Annotated in this window: 10 protein-coding genes; 4 read left to right on the plus strand and 6 right to left on the minus strand. The window is 71.9% G+C overall.

What is annotated here, in order from left to right:
- Positions 1–44: 44 nt before the first annotated feature.
- The 5 genes from SLINC_RS38815 to gndA all read right to left on the minus strand — a co-directional run bounded on the left by SLINC_RS38815 (position 45) and on the right by gndA (position 9,283).
- Complete coding sequence (locus SLINC_RS38815) at positions 45–3,866, minus strand: SAV_2336 N-terminal domain-related protein (protein WP_152039048.1); 3,822 nt, start codon at positions 3,864–3,866, stop codon at positions 45–47.
- A complete protein-coding gene (locus SLINC_RS38820; protein WP_067443111.1) occupies positions 3,847–4,776 on the minus strand; it encodes an AAA family ATPase in 930 nt (309 codons plus the stop codon). The genes SLINC_RS38815 and SLINC_RS38820 overlap by 20 nt, the downstream gene beginning before the upstream one ends.
- Complete coding sequence (locus tag SLINC_RS38825) at positions 4,773–6,830, minus strand: vWA-MoxR associated conflict system protein (protein WP_067443112.1); 2,058 nt, start codon at positions 6,828–6,830, stop codon at positions 4,773–4,775. The genes SLINC_RS38820 and SLINC_RS38825 overlap by 4 nt, the downstream gene beginning before the upstream one ends.
- The gene (locus SLINC_RS38830; RefSeq protein WP_067443113.1) at positions 6,827–7,750 is read right to left on the minus strand and encodes a hypothetical protein; all 924 of its coding nucleotides are present in this window, start codon (positions 7,748–7,750) and stop codon (positions 6,827–6,829) included. The genes SLINC_RS38825 and SLINC_RS38830 overlap by 4 nt, the downstream gene beginning before the upstream one ends.
- Before the next feature lie 93 nt (positions 7,751–7,843).
- Complete coding sequence (gene gndA, locus SLINC_RS38835) at positions 7,844–9,283, minus strand: NADP-dependent phosphogluconate dehydrogenase (protein WP_067443114.1); 1,440 nt, start codon at positions 9,281–9,283, stop codon at positions 7,844–7,846.
- Between the two features lie 290 nt (positions 9,284–9,573).
- Here gndA and SLINC_RS38840 point away from each other — a divergent pair, with 290 nt between their 5' ends.
- Positions 9,574–10,791, plus strand: coding sequence for a transglycosylase family protein (locus SLINC_RS38840; RefSeq protein WP_067446184.1), 1,218 nt, complete (start codon positions 9,574–9,576; stop codon positions 10,789–10,791).
- Here the strand turns inward: SLINC_RS38840 and SLINC_RS38845 are convergent.
- The gene (locus SLINC_RS38845; protein WP_067443115.1) at positions 10,781–12,004 is read right to left on the minus strand and encodes a DMT family transporter; all 1,224 of its coding nucleotides are present in this window, start codon (positions 12,002–12,004) and stop codon (positions 10,781–10,783) included. The two genes, SLINC_RS38840 and SLINC_RS38845, sit on opposite strands and share 11 nt — an antisense overlap.
- Positions 12,005–12,167: 163 nt before the next feature.
- Here SLINC_RS38845 and SLINC_RS38850 point away from each other — a divergent pair, with 163 nt between their 5' ends.
- Genes SLINC_RS38850 through glgC form a run of 3 tightly spaced genes read left to right on the plus strand, consistent with a single transcriptional unit; the run spans position 12,168 to position 15,435 of the window.
- On the plus strand, positions 12,168–12,959 hold the full coding sequence (locus SLINC_RS38850; protein WP_225988442.1) for a (2Fe-2S)-binding protein: 792 nt from the start codon (positions 12,168–12,170) through the stop codon (positions 12,957–12,959).
- A gap of 40 nt (positions 12,960–12,999) precedes the next feature.
- Positions 13,000–14,163, plus strand: a complete 1,164-nt coding sequence (gene glgA, locus SLINC_RS38855; RefSeq protein WP_067443116.1) for a glycogen synthase — start codon at positions 13,000–13,002, stop codon at positions 14,161–14,163.
- A gap of 51 nt (positions 14,164–14,214) precedes the next feature.
- On the plus strand, positions 14,215–15,435 hold the full coding sequence (gene glgC / locus SLINC_RS38860; RefSeq protein WP_067443117.1) for a glucose-1-phosphate adenylyltransferase: 1,221 nt from the start codon (positions 14,215–14,217) through the stop codon (positions 15,433–15,435).
- Positions 15,436–15,532 lie beyond the last annotated feature (97 nt).

Consider the following 15,532-nt stretch of genomic DNA (forward strand, 5'->3'; position numbering starts at 1 on the left):
GCCGGGGCCCGAGCCGGTGCCGAATCCCGAGCCGGGGCCGCCGCTCAGGTGATGTCGTCCTCGGGGTGGGGCCCACCCGAGCCGCGTGTGTAGGGGAAGGTGAGCACGAAACCGACGACGGGCGGCACAGGGTCTTCGGCGCCTTCGACCGGCGGGGCCACGGGATAGATGGTCAGCAACGGCTGATCCGGGCGCCGTACCGCGCGCATCGCTTGGGTCGAGGGCCGTGTGGGCCTCCGGTCGGGAGCGGACGCGGAGCGGGTCAGGTCCAGCGCGGCGGCGTACTGCTCCATGTCGAGGTCCCCGAACTGATCGACGGGACTGAGCAGCCGCCGCACGGTGTAGGTGCCCGGACGGTCCGGAACGACGGCGCGACGGACGACCGGCCCCACGAAATGACCGGCCACCGAGACGCTCTCGGATGCCCCCGCCTTCCTCACCAGTTGGACCGCCCAGCGGGTCAGCTCCCCGCGTGCCACGCAGCGGCGTACGTACGCGCACACCAGGTCGAGCTGCTTGCGGTCGGGACGGGTGTGCGGGCGGTAGACGTCGAGGAACTCCTGAAGAACCGTCTGCGGGGGTACGTCCATCCACAGCAGGTTCCGGCCTGTGTGGGAGAGGGGGTCGGAGCCCGGGTGGTCGAGGACGTGGACAAAGTTCTCCAGGGCTTGGAAGTTGTGGTGCAGCATGGCGGGTGACAGGTCGAAGCTCAGGGTCTCCACGGAGGTGCCGGAGAAATCCTCAGCGGCTCTGCGCGGCCCCGCCGGACGCAACCACAGAGCGGACTGCCGCGGAGTGACGCCGAGGCCGGCCATGTCCCGGAGGCCCCGGAGCTGCTCGTCGGCGAAGGTGATGAGGTGTTCGTAGACACTGAGGACGGCGGGCGGCGCGTAGAGGCGGCGATCCTCGTCACCGACGCCGTCGGACCAGTGGTTCGAGTGCACGAACATCGCGTAGTCGTTCGATGAGCGCAGCTGGTAGCTGACGGCGAGCCCATTCCTCAAGTCCGGTGGCACCCGAGGGCCACAGATGGCCACGACACCGGGGCTCACTGCTGCCCCCGGCCGGTCGTCGCTCACCCGTACGATCGCGAGCCCTTGCACGGCAGGCGTGATGTGCGCGGACACCTCGTCCCAGGACGCGGCCCTCGGGTCCGCGAACCACAGGGACGCGAGCTGGTCCCGCAGCCGTAGGGCAGGCGTGCTGTCCGGCTTCCGCAGAGTGTCGGCGAGGACCTGGATGTGCTTCGCCACCTGATGGCGCACTCGGTCCTGGACAGCGACGAAGTTGCTGACGTACACGAGCATGCTGTCGGGTGCCGGAGCCCTGCCCCGAGCCCGCCGGGCGGCGCAGGCCAGCACGAAGGTGTTGATCGCCTCACGCAGGGAAGCGGGCAGGCCCTCGGGCGGGACGTGGCCGGAGCGATGGCGATCGGGCATCCACGTCTCGTGGTCGGTCACTTCGCGGACCGAGGCACCGAGCGGTGGCCGGGGGTCGAGGTGATCCGACGGTGCCGGCAGGTGGTAGATGAAGTGGTCCGGGAACAGCTCCGGTGGACCGGAGGCGTCCAGGGCGGGCAGGAAGGATTCATACCGTACGTAGGCGGTCCTCCTGAAGCCGCCCACCAGCCGTAGGACGCTGCGGGCCGTGACGGACGGATTGCTCTTTCCGGCGGTCGAAGACGTGTTCGCCAGATCGATGACGAGCAGCGGACGGTCGGTGGGCGGGCTCACACGGGCGAGCCAGTCCCGTACACGGTCGACGACCCGCCGGTTCTTCTTGATCACGAACACGAGCGGGACAGACTCCGCCGGAGGGGGAAGCGAAGTCCGGAAAGAGGAGAACTCGTCGTTCTGCGTGGTCAGGGAGAGGATGTCGAGGGGCCGGACCGGGCTCCCGTTGCTCAACAGCCACTCATCCACCCGGCTCTGCGTCTGGCGCCGTTCGGCGTTGGTCGGGCCGGTGAGAACGACGATCGCCCCATAGCCGGCGTCGACGGCTTTGGCGGCCAGGCCGACGGCATGGGAGGTCCGCCCCGTACCCACCCCTGTGACGACCAGGCCGGAGCGTTGCCAGTGACCGGGACGCCGGGGGTCCTCAAGACGCGACAGCACGGCGTCCGTTGCCGAGTTGAGGCGATCGACCGCGTCCGGTGGCCAGTTCCCGACAGCGAGGTGTCGGAGAAACCGCTCCCAGAACGCCCACTGCCGCCGGCGGCCGTCCTCGTGCAGCCACGGTTCATGCCCGGTGGGGTCGTCCAGGACGACGGGTGCGGGGGCGTCGGGTCCCGCCACCGGGCGCTCCACCACCAAGCCCAGCAACTCCAACGTCCGCGACAGCGCCACCCCCAACGGCGTCGCCTCCGCAGCGACCGCTTCCCCGCCGTCCGCGTCCTCGGCCACCGTCAGCAGTCGGCGCAGGCCGTCGTGGCCCGACGCGAGGTGATGGTTCAGCGTCCGGCTCAGTCGCAGGGCCTCGTGCTCGGGCAGCTCCTGTTCCAGACGGGCCCGCACCTGTGGTGACGCCCGCAGTACCACCTGGCCGCCCGGCTCCGCCTCCAACGTGAAGACCCCGGAACTCACCACCTCGGCGACATCGGCGGTCGTCGCCTCCGCGACATGCTCCGCGCGCAGCACATGCAGCATGTCCAGGCTCAGCCGGTCGAAGGGGGAGCACAGCACCGCGAGCCGCGCGGCGGCCGGGGAGGCCGTCCGCAGGAAACGTTCCGTACCGGCCTCGGACGTACCCGCCTCGACCCGCCTGGGCGCCGTCGGCTCGGGACGGCCGGGTACCTCGGGCCGTCCCGCGGCCGGGATCAGCGCCGCGGAGCAGCCGTCGGGTGCGGCGAGCATCACGGCCCGGGACCAGCGGCCGAGGGAGTGCGGGGAGAGGGAGAGCACGGGTACGGGCAGCCAGGAGTCCCGGGGCAGCAGGGGTGGCGGCCGGAAGTCGAGCCCGGCGTTGCCGGTGCCCGGGACCTGCTGGGTCACGCGTACGGTCGGCAGGTCCAGGCCCGTGCGGCGCCACAGCTTGGGCGGCAGCGGGTTGAGCAGGGCGACCGGCGTGCCGTGCGCCCAACTGCGCACCTGCTGCCAGATCTCCGGTGCCCGCCAGGCCGGAGCGGCGCAGTCCGAGACGACGACCACCAGACGTCGTCCGTCGGGCGCCCCGAGCTGACCGGCCGACGCCGACCGGCCCTCCGGGTCGGTCAGTTCGTTGCCCGAGTCCGGGTGGAAGTGGCGGACCTGGAGGGTGCGGAAGGCTCCGAGCCGGTCGAGTACGCCGGTGAAGGCGTGGACGGTCTCGCGCCACACCTGCATCGAGGGCGAGTCGTCGACGACGAGCACGAGGTCGAACCAGCGCTCGGGCGCCGGAGCGAAGACCGGGATGAGCTCGCCGCTGCGGGCATAGGCGTCGACGGTCGCGGACACGTCGAGGGCCTGGTCCCGGCCGGTCCGCCAGGACCGCTTCCAGGGACGCAACGCCCTTGTCAGTTCCAGGGTGTGCGGCAGCGCCGACGCGCGCGGGAGAGCCACCGCATGGCCGGTGACCCGCGTGCCGGAGCCGGGGAGCCGTTCGTGGAGCGTACGGGCGGGCCCGCCCTCGGCCTGCCCCGAGGGCGTCGGCGGTCGCGCCGTGCGCGGGTCGGGGTCGGTACGAGGGTCAGCTGTTCCGGCGGGTGCCGGGGGAGCGGGCGGGGTGGCATCGGGCTCGGACGCTTCGGCCGGCGCGGGGGCCGCTCTCGAAGCCAGCCAGAGGGCTTCGGCGAGGGCCGTCGCGTCCAGGTGCGGGGCCACCGCGCGGAGCATCGAGACGGCCTCGCCCAGTGCCGGGAGCGGCCGCTCCTCAGGCACGGGAGAGCTCACGCAGGATGAGTTCCCTGACGTCCTGCGCGGTGGCCTCTTCGGGGGCGTGCGCGCCGGTCAGTACGTGGACGGCGTTCAGCAGCTGGTCGACGGCGAGGCTCTCGCCCGCCCGGAGCCGCTCGACGAATTCGGCGACGAGCGCGTCCACAGGAGCGGAGTGCTCCTCCGTGACCTCCAGGTGGGCGGCCACCACCCGGCGCAGGGACTCGGTCGTCGGTGCCGGCATGGTGAAGCGGATACAGCGACGCAGGAAGGCGGCCGGGAAGTCGCGTTCGCCGTTGCTCGTCAGCACGATGAACGGGAAGTTGTCGCACTGGACCCGGCCCTTGACGATGGCGTGCCGGTCGTCGCCGCCCCATTCCCGGACCTCCACGACGTCCTCCTGGTGGCGGGCCAGCTCCGGGATCTCGAACTCGCCGCGCTCCAGCACGTCGAGGAGGTCGCTGGGCAGGTCGAGGTCGCTCTTGTCGATCTCGTCGATCAGCAGGGCACGCGGATGCGGCGTCGGCAGCAGCGCCGTGCCCAGCGGCCCCAGCCGGAGGAAGGGCCCGATGTCGTCGGCGCCGGCCGTGCCCGCCAGCCGCTGCGCGTGGATCCGGCCCAGCGCGTCGTAGCGGTACAGGGAGTCCAGCAGCGTGCTGCGGGAGGTGATGTGCCAGCGCAGCGGCTCACCGAGTTTCAGCTCGGCCGCCACCTGCTCGATCACCGTCGACTTGCCCGACCCCGGAGCGCCCGTCAGGAGCAGCGGCCGGCGCAGGGCGAGTGCGGCGTTGACCGCTTCGACCAGGCCGGGCGGCGGCTGGAACCGCTCGTGCCGGGGCCGACGGGGAAAGCTGCGCCAGGGCGGCGGGTCACCGAGGTCCACGTCCCGGGGCTTGCCGTCGCCGACGTAAAAGGGGGTCCAGGTCATACCGTGCTCTCTCCATCGGCCAAGTCGTTGTCGAACCAGTCGCAGAAGTCCAGCCATTCCTCGTCGAGCCACACCGACCGCAGCAGTGCGAGATCGCAGTGGCCGTCCGCTGCCCCGTCCCGCTCCGCGCCGTGCCGCCACGCGGTGCGGTAGGCGGCGCTGAACTCGCCCGGCAGCCGGTCCCAGTGGCGTTCCACACCGGCGCGCGAGGCCGGCGGGAGACTGCCGGGCGCGTGCGGCCACAGCACGATCGGCGCGAAGGCGAGCAGCGGCTCCAGGACCTCCTCCAGCCGGTCCGGGCGGTGGCTCAGTGCCAGGGCGCGTTCGTACCAGCCGTCCTCCAGCTTCGCGGTCAGCTCCTCCGCGCGGCCGGTCTCCTCCTCGTCGAGCCAGTCCAGCGGCGCGCCGGCGTCCGACTTCATCGCGGCCAGCCGTTCCCGGGCGAGGTCGTTGATCCACCCGAGATGGGCCTGCGGGTACAGCCGCTCGCTCCACCGCAGGACGATGTCGTACCGCACTCCCAGGCGGGTGCCGAGCCGGGTCTCCTCGGGACGCCAGCGGGCCAACAACGGTGCCGGTGCGGCGATGTCCACGCGCTTGAGCTGCGCACCGGCGCACCGCGCCTGACGGGTGGCCCACCGCAGGACGTCCGCGAAGCGTTCCTCGACGCCGGACTGCGTGGGGGAGCAGTCGAACTCCTCACGCGCCAGGGACGTGTCGCGGTCGAGCAGCCAGACCTGGAGGGTCTCCGGCCAGTCGTCGGCGACGGCGGCGTGCAGGCTGATCACCAGGCGCAGCCGGCCCTCGGCGTTGCGCAGGGCCTGTGCGGCGAACGCGTCGTTGAGCTCCACACCGGCGTCGAGCGCCGTGGCCCAGCCCGACAGCCGGGGTGTCGTGCAGTCGAGACCGTCCTCGGTGGCGAGCGCGGCGACGAACGCGGCCAGCGGCGCCATGGAGCCGGTGCCCGTCCGGGGAGCACGCAGCCGGAGGAACTCCACGCAGTCACGCAGCAGTTCGCCGCCGCTGGTCCGAGGGGCGGCACGGCCCGCGGCAGCCCGGAAGGCGCCTCTGAGACGGTCCGAGGTCAGGGGAGCGCCGGGCCAGGTGCGGAGCAGGTCGGTGGTCCGCACGGTGTCCGACAGCCGGTCGAGCACCCGCGTCGCGTACGCGAGAGCGTGGGGGTGTGCGGCCGGGCCGCGCAGGGTCTGCCGTATCCGTTCCAGGTCCGCGACGGTGACCCAGGGGCCCGGCGGGGCCGTCTCGCCGAGCGGTTCCAGGGCCCATCGCAGTTCTTCCTCACCGAGCGGCCCCAGGAGCGATCCGCCGCCCGTCCGGTGGCGGGTGTTGCGCGCCAGCCAGGGGCGGGGGCCGACCGGCGCGCCGTCCGCGACCACGAAGCGGGCGGCCGTGTGGACCGCCGCGTTGACGGCGACACACACGACGTCGGCCGAGAGGAACTCGCCCGCGCCGGGCACTCCTTCGCGCAGGACCCGGACGAGCCCGCGGGAGAAGGCCAGTCCGTGGGCGTCCTCGGTGACCCCGACGGACATCAGGAGCGACAGCCGGGTCATGCCCTGACGGACACCGGCGTCGTGCTGGGCGAGATCCGGGGTGGCACCGCCCGCCCGGCAGACGTCGACCACCGCGACCACGCCCTCCACTCCCGGGGTGTCCAGGGCCTGGGTGAGGAGGTCGCCCAGGTTGACGACCGTGGTCGGGGTGTCCTGCCGGGAGTCGCTCGCCATGAAGGACAGCCGGGGCACGTCGCCGAGCGTGGTGCCGTGGCCGAGGAAGGCGAGGACCAGGACGGCTCCGGCCTCGCCCGCGCGCTCCGCCGCGTCCCGGACCGCCTTCTCCACCTGGGTCTGCATGACGTCCGGGCCGGACAGCAGAGAGCAGATCCCGGGCGGGGGCTCCTCGCAGTCGCCCACCCAGCGCTCCAGCAGGGCGGCATGGAGGGAGTCCGCCACGTCCTCCAGACCGTCGAGCGGGCCGAGGTCCTGGCACTGCGGTGCGATCACCAGCAGATGGCGGGGTGTGGACGACGGCGTCATACGACCGTGACGGCTTCGAGCGCCTCGACGATCGGCCCGGCCACGCCCGGCTGGGCCAGATACGTGGCGGCGGGGTGCACCCAGGCGCCGTCGGAGTCCACCCGCCTGCTCACCGGGGCCACCGCGGCGGCGTTCGCCGCGATGCACCGTTCCAGTTCGGGCCGGCCGACGATGAAGTCGTCGCGGTCCCAGAAGGTGAGCCAGCGGCCGACCCCGGCGGGGACCTGGAGCGGCCGCGGACGCATCCGGGCCCGGACCACCGCCCGCATCCCGATGGGCGAGCCCACCGTGACCAGCAGTGGCACCGGACCGGCATGCTCGTGCAGGGTCTCGAACGCCACCACGCTGCCCAGGGAATGCGCCACGACGACAGTGGGACCGGCGGGGTCGAGCTGTGCGGTGACCCGGTCCCGGATCCGGCGGTCGATGCTCAGCCCGGCGTCGTCGACGTGTCCGCGCCGGAGGTAGTCGGTGACCTGCCCGAGGTGACGCACCATCACCCGGCCGCTCGCCCAGCCGCCCAGCGTGCGCAGCCCGCGCAGCGCCACGAGCGTGTTCGCGCCGACGATCACCTGCCGCAGCACGTTGCCGGCACCCTGCTGCTGCCCCTCCGGGGCGATCTGCGCGCGGGCCCGGCGCAGCACCTGTTCCTCGCGGTCGTCCCGTGGGTCCGCGAGACGTTCGTCGACGGCGTCGAGGAGCAGCTCCGCGACGTCGGCGTCTTCCGACGCGTTGGCGGCGAACAGGTCGCCGTAGTAGGCGAACCGTACGTCCACGGACCCGTCGAGCAGCTCGGCCGCCCGCCGCGAGTGACCGGCGTTCCGCGCACCGTCGGCCAGGGCGCGCAGCCACTGCGCCTTCTCGGCATCGGTGTCACGCGGCCCGCCCACCCCGTGCACGAAGACCAGACGCGGTCTCATCGTTCCCCCCGGCAACTTCCCCTGGCCCCCTCGCGCTTCACCCCGGCGGCGGGGCCGGGGTGAAGCGCGAGGATATCAACCGTGAACGGGCCGTCAGCCGGAAACCTCGGACCGGTCCCCGCCCCACAGCGTGTGGAACGAGCCCTCGCGGTCGGTCCGCCGATACGTGTGCGCCCCGAAGAAGTCCCGCTGTCCCTGCGTCAGCGCCGCGGGCAACCGCTCCGCGCGCAACGCGTCGTAGTAGGCGAGCGCCGCGGAGAAGCCGGGCACCGGCACGCCCTGTCGGGTCGCCGCGATGATCACCTCGCGCCAGTCGTCCTGGGCGTCGGCGATCTCCTGGGCGAAGGTGTTGTCGGAGAGCAGGCTCGGCAGGTCCGCGCGGGTGTCGTACGCGGCGCGGATGCGGTCGAGGAAGGCCGCGCGGATGATGCAGCCGCCCCGCCAGATCGAGGAGACGGCACCGAGGTCGATGTCCCAGTCGTACTCCTCGCGCGCCGCCGCGATCTCGTGGAAGCCCTGGGTGTACGACACGATCTTCGAGGCGTACAGCGCCTGCTCCACCCGGTCGGCGAAGGCACCCGCCTCGGCCTCGCTCAGCGCGGTCGCCTTGGGCCCGGCGAGCTCGCGGGAGGCCTCGCGCAGCTCCGCGTGCCCGGAGAGCGAGCGGGCGAAGACGGCCTCGGCGATGCCGGACACCGGGACCCCGAGGTCCAGGGCGATCTGCACGGTCCACCGCCCCGTGCCCTTCTGCTCCGCCTGGTCCACGACCACGTCCACGAAGGGCTTCCCGGTCGCCGCGTCCACGTGCGACAGCACGTCTGCCGTGATCTCGATCAGGTACGAGTCCAGCCGGCCGGTGTTCCAGGTGCGGAAGATCTCCGCGATCTGCGCGGGCTCGTACCCGGCGACATCACGCAGCAGTTGGTACGCCTCGCCGATCAACTGCATGTCGGCGTACTCGATGCCGTTGTGCACCATCTTCACGAAATGCCCGGCACCGTCAGGACCGACGTGGGTCACACAGGGCGCCCCGTCCGCCGCCTTCGCGGAGATCTTCTCCAGCATCGGGCCGAGCGAGTCGTAGGACTCCTTGGGGCCACCGGGCATGATGCTCGGCCCGTTCAGCGCGCCCTCCTCGCCGCCGGAGACGCCCATACCGACGAAGTGGATGCCCTTTTCGCGCAGTTCGCGCTCACGGCGACGGGTGTCCGCGAAGTGGGCGTTGCCGCCGTCGATGATCATGTCGCCGGGCTCCAGGAGTGGGGCGAACTCCTCGATCACCGCGTCGGTCGGCTCACCGGCCTTCACCATGACGACCAGCCGGCGGGGCCGCTCCAGCGCCGCGACGAAGTCCTTGGCGGTCTCGGCCGCGATGAAGGTCCCCTCGCTCCCGAACTCCTCCACCAGGGAGTGCGTCCGTGACGCCGTCCGGTTGTGCAACGCGACCGTATAGCCGTTGCGGGCGAAGTTGCGGGCGAGATTGCGGCCCATGACCGCGAGTCCCGTGACGCCGATCTGGGCTGAAGTGCTCATACGGTGTGGCTCCTCAAGGATCCGGGGGGATCCGGTTGTCGGTGGTGCCGTTCGTGCTCGCCAGTATTGCCCCTGTGACCATCCTGACGTGCCGGTTCGCCGACCGCACCTTTGGGGGTGTACGGCCGTTCCGCAGGCAGATACGCACGGAGAGCCCCACCTGCCTCAGCGTTCGCACAACCGGAGTTGATTCCCGGTCGCCCGGCGGGAGTGCGGCCGATTGCCGCCTTGTGGTGGCCTGTTCGCAGCGCTTACTTTTGCCCCTCCTGACGCATGTCGAGGGGGACTTCATGCCCGTACGCGGCCGGCACCGCCGGTATCAGCCGAACAGGATCAACCGGGCCTCACTGACCGTCACGGCGGGCGGCGCCGGTATGGCGATCCCGTTCATCGGCGCCGGTACCGCCGAGGCCGCGGACGTGGAGACCTGGAACAAGGTCGCCGCGTGCGAGTCGACCAACGACTGGAACATCAACACCGGCAACGGCTACTACGGCGGGCTCCAGTTCACCCAGTCCACCTGGGAGGCGTACGGCGGCACGCGCTACGCGCCCCGGGCCGATCTGGCCACCAAGGACCAGCAGATCGCGGTCGCGGAGAAGGTGCTGGACGGGCAGGGCCCCAACGCCTGGCCGGTGTGCTCGCAACGCGCCGGGCTGACCCGCGACGGAAAGACCCCGGACATCGACCCCGGAGGCACCGGAGCCAACGGTGGTGGCGGTGGTACCGGCGCGACGCCCGGCACCGGCGTCACCCCCAAGAAGTCCGCCACCCCGGACGTGCAGCCGCAGACCACGCCCCAGTCCCGGGCCGGGACCGCCGAGATGTACACGGTGGTCCGCGGCGACTCGCTTTCCGCCATCGCCGACGCCCAGCGGGTCCGGGGCGGCTGGCGCGGGCTCTACGAGAGCAACCGGAAGACCATCGGCACGGACCCCGACCTGATCCTGCCCGGACAGCGGCTGAAGGTCGGCGGTCAGGGCGGCGGCTCCTCACCGGCCTCCACGGCCTCCACCAGCACCCGGTCCACGACGGACAAGGCACCCTCGAACACCCAGGACACCCAGAACACCCGGGCCACCGAGGAGAAGGCGACGAAGAGCGACTCCATGGTCGCTCCGGTGAACGCCTCCCCGGGGACGCAGTACCGCAAGACCGGCTCCTCCTGGTCGAAGGGCTACCACACCGGTGTCGACTTCGCGGTGCCCACCGGGACGTCCGTGAAGGCCGTCGGGTCGGGCAAGGTCGTCACCGCCGGATGGGGCGGCTCCTTCGGCTACCAGGTGGTGATCCGGCACAGCGACGGCCGCTACACCCAGTACGCCCATCTGTCGGCGATCTCCGTGAAGAGCGGGCAGACCGTGGGCGGCGGCCAGCGCATAGGCCGCTCGGGGTCCACGGGCAACAGCACGGGCCCGCATCTGCACTTCGAGGTGCGGACGGGGCCCGGCTTCGGTTCGGATGTCGACCCGCTGGCCTATCTGCGGGCCGGCGGGGTCAGGATTTGACGCGGGTCCGGTGCCGGTCGATGACCGGCGCAGGGATGTACGGGCCGCCGTAGAACGGGCCGTAGAGGTGCAGGGAGTCGTCGGGCGTCGACGGCTCCCGGTCCTCGGGGGCGTTGTCCGCGGCCGGAGCCGGGATGACCACCCCCTCCGGGGCGCTCGCCGGTACGGGCACGAGCGCCGTGTCGGGTGCCGGCGAGGGCACGAGGACGGAGTCGGGTCCCGACGAGAGCACCAGCACCGGGTCGGGAGCCGGCGAGGGGATGATCACGCTCGCCCGCAGCGCCGCCGTCTGCTGCTCGGGCAGCCGCGCGAGGAGCTCCTCGGCCAGGTGCTCGGCGGAGACCGGCTCGGCCTGCGCCGGGACCGTCTCGGCCTCGGCGTGGGTGCGCGAGATCCGCTCAGTCGTCAGAAGGATCAGGCCACCCGCAGCGACCACGCCACAGGCGAGCGCCAGCGCGGTGCCCGTGGTGCCGTAGCGGAAGGTTTCGCCGAACATCGTGATGCCGACCGCGGCCGCGACCACCGGGTTCACGACCGTGAGGGTCGCCAGCGGGGCCGCCAGGCCCGCGCCGCGGTAGGCGGCCTGGGACAGCAGCATGCCCGCCGTGGCCAGGACGCCGATCACCGCCAGGGACGGGATGTCGCCCGCGGTGACCCCGCCCGTCCAGTCGACGGCGACCGTCTTCGTGAACACCGAGGACATGCCGAACGCTATGCCGGAGGCCGTCGCGAGCAGGATGCTGCGCACCGCCGGGTGCCGGTGCGCGGCCCGGCCCGCGATCATCAGCGTGATCACGGCGCCCGCGGTGACCACGGCCACCAGGATCCGCTGGGCGGTGTCCAGCGACTGCGCGTCGGAGGCACCGACCAGGGAGAGCAGACCGGCCAGACCCACCGTCGCCATGATCGCGCCCCGCCAGGCGGTCGCTCCGGCCCTGCGGCCCACGAACACGGCCGCCATCGGCAGCGCGAACACGATCGTCAGGGCGCCCAGCGGCTGCACCAGGCTCAGCGGGCCGTAGGCGAGTGCCACCACGTGCAGCAGTCCGCCCAGGCCGTTCAGCGCGACGGCGGCCCACCAGGCCGGCCGGCGCAGCGGCGCGTACTGTTCGTCGGGGTCGGACACCGCGACCTGCTCCTGCACGATGGCCCCGGCCGCGTAGGCGACCGCGGAGACCAGCGACAGCAGCACGGACAACGCGAGGGCACTCATGAGCTGCTCCTCTGCGTGAGGCGGGGGCGGTGACCCCATCGCGACGAACGGTCGGCTTCCATAGCCAACACGATGCCCGGAAAATTCCTTCCCGTCGTCGTACCTGAGCAGGCAATGAGTCCTACTGCCGATGGAGTACGACGGGCCCCGTGTCCTCCCCAGGATGGGTGACACCCCTTGGGGGCGCACCTCCTTTTCCTTGGTACTACTGCTCTTCGTGGACCTCGACCCCCAGCTCGCAGCCCTGTGGCCCCTCGGTGGCTTCTTCGTCCTACGTACGACCGGAACCCCGAGACCGCCCCTGACGACCCTCGCGCGGGCGTACGAGGACGGGGTATCGGGTGAAGGCGGAAATGCCCTGACTTTTCGCGTCCGCAAGGTCGCGGCCGCCCTGCGCGCCCCCGAGGAGCGCATCGCGGCCTCGATCGCCCAGCAGGGCCTGGCGGCCCGGCTGTGGTCGGTGACGCTCGGCTGCGCCGCCCTGTACGGCCGGGTGCCCGACCTGGATCCCGGGCTGCTGCACTGGGACCCGGACGGCAGCGCGCCCGACGATCTGTGGCTGCCCGCCGTACGACCGCTGCCCGCGGACTCCGCGACCCTCGCGGACCTCGTCCTGCACGCCCACCTCGAACCCCTCGCGCGAGCCCTGCACACCCGCCACCGCGTCGCCCCGGGGCTGCTGTGGGGAAACGCGGCCTCCGCGCTCGCCGGCGCCGCCCGTCAGCTGGCCGGATGGGCGCACGGACACGGCCGGGAGGAGGTCGCCGCCCGCGCCCTCGCCCTCACCGCGGACCTCCTGGCCCACCCCCTCCTGGCCGGCACCGGCACCCTCACCGGAACCGCCTTCCGGCGTCGCAGCTGCTGCCTCTACTACCGCCTGCCCGGCGGGGGCGTCTGTGGCGACTGTTGCTTCACACGACCCCCGCGGTCTTCCCCGCGCGCCGCATCTGGGTGACCATGAAGGCCGAACAGCTGCTGAGAACAGGGGGTTCCGGGTGCGAGTGGGCCTGTTGACCCGGGAGTACCCGCCGGACGTGTACGGCGGCGCGGGTGTCCATGTCGAGTTCCTCGCCCGGGAGTTGAGGTCCCTCGTCGATCTCGACGTGCACTGCTGGGGGGAGGTCTCCCTGGCGGAGAAGGCGGCCGGCGTGATCCGCCACCGGCCCTGGTCCGCGCTGGACACCGCCAACGACGCGCTGCGCACCTTCTCCGTGGACCTCGCCATGGCCGCCGGCCTCGAAGGCCGCGAACTGGTGCACTCCCACACCTGGTACGCCAACCTCGCCGGCCACCTGGGCAAGCTCCTGTACGGCATTCCGCATGTGATGACCGCGCACTCGCTGGAGCCCCTGCGCCCCTGGAAGGCCGAGCAACTCGGCGGCGGCTACGCCCTGTCGAGCTGGGCCGAGCGCACCGCGATCGAGAGCGCCGACGCCGTGATCGCCGTCTCCGGGGCCATGCGCGAGGACATCCTCGGCTGCTACCCGGCGCTGGATCCGGCCAAGGTCCACATCGTGCACAACGGCATCGACACCGCCCTGTACCGGCCCGACCACGGCACCGACGTGCTGGACCGGATCGGTCTCGACCGCGACCGGCCGATCGTGCTGTTCGTCGGCCGTATCACCCGCCAGAAGGGCGTGCCCCATCTGCTGCGCGCGGTGCGGGACATCGACCCGGCGGCACAGGTCGTGCTGTGCGCGGGCGCCCCCGACACCCCCGAGATCGACCAGGAGTTCCGCGAGCTCTTCCAGGAGCTCAGCCGGGTCCGCGAGGACGTGCACTGGATCCCGCAGATGCTGCCGCGCCCCGAGGTGATCCAACTCCTCACCCATGCCACGGTCTTCGTCTGTCCCTCGGTGTACGAGCCGCTCGGCATCGTCAACCTGGAGGCGATGGCCTGCGGAACCCCCGTCGTGGCCTCCCGGGTCGGCGGTATCCCCGAGGTCGTGGACGACGGCAGGACCGGGGTACTCGTCCCGGTGGACGACGACTTCGAGACGGGCCTCGCGCGGGCCCTGGATTCGGTGATCGGCGATCCGGGTACGGCACGGCGGATGGGCGAGGCGGGAAGGGAACGAGCGGTGGGCGAGTTCGGCTGGGACGCCGTCGCCCGGCGCACGGTGCGGCTCTACGAGGAGATCGTCAAACAGGCGTAGGGCGTCCCGCACAAGGGCAGGCATGGGTCAACCAGGGTGAGGGGAGCGGCCATGCGTCGTGGTGGTCCTTCGGTGCTCGGAATCGTACTCGCGGGCGGAGAAGGCAAACGCCTGATGCCCTTGACCACCGACCGCGCCAAACCGGCGGTCACCTTCGGAGGAACGTATCGCCTGGTCGACTTCGTCCTCTCCAATCTCGTCAACGGCGACATCCTGCGCATCTGCGTGCTCACGCAGTACAAGTCGCACTCGCTGGACCGGCACATCACCACCACCTGGCGCATGTCGAGCCTGCTCGGCAACTACGTCACGCCGGTCCCGGCCCAGCAGCGCCTCGGCCCGCGCTGGTACCTGGGCAGCGCGGACGCGATCCTCCAGTCCCTGAACCTGATCTACGACGAACGCCCCGAGTACGTCGCGGTGTTCGGAGCGGACCACGTGTACCGCATGGACCCGCGGCAGATGCTCGCCCAGCACATCGAGTCCGGCGCGGGTGTCACGGTGGCCGGCATCCGCGTGCCGCGCGCCGAGTCCCCGTCCTTCGGCGTGATCACCCCGGGCTCGGACGGCCTGACGGTGGAGGGCTTTCTGGAGAAGCCGGCCGATCCGCCGGGCCTGGCGGACGACCCGGAGTGCGTGTTCGCGTCGATGGGCAACTACATCTTCACCACCAAGGCCCTGATCGAGGCGCTCCAGCGGGACTCCGAGGACCAGAACTCCGTGCACGACATGGGCGGTTCGATCCTCCCGCAGCTCACCGACCGGGGCGAGGCCCAGCTGTACGACTTCAGCGCCAACCACGTCCCCGGTGAGACCAGCCGCGACCGCGGCTACTGGCGGGACGTGGGAACGATGGACGCCTACTACGACGCCCACATGGACCTGATCGCCGAGAGGCCCGCCTTCAACCTCTACAACCGGCAGTGGCCCGTCTACACCCACTCCGGCCAGCTCTCCCCGGCCCGCTTCAACGCCGGCGGCATCGCCAGCGAGTCCATCATCAGCGCGGGCTGCCTCATCCGGGGCCAGGTCACCCGGTCCGTGCTGTCGCCCGGCGTCGTGGTCGACCCGGGAGCCGTGGTCCAGGGCTCGGTCCTGCACGACAACGTCAAGATAGGCCGCGGCGCGGTGGTGCGCGGCGCCGTCCTGGACAAGAACGTCGAGGTGCCCCCGGGCGCAACGATCGGCGTCAACCCGGAACGGGACGCCGAGCTGTACACGGTCTCCAAGGGCGGGGTGATCGCGCTGGGGAAGGGGCAGTTGGTGACGTAATCAGCCTGGTCTGTACCAGGGGCCTCCGGGCCCCTGGACGCGTGACGGAATCCGTGGTGGCATACCACTTCGTGTCCATGACAACGTTGTTATGGAG

Origin of the sequence: Streptomyces lincolnensis (genome assembly GCF_001685355.1) — a bacterium.
GTDB lineage: Bacteria > Actinomycetota > Actinomycetes > Streptomycetales > Streptomycetaceae > Streptomyces > Streptomyces lincolnensis.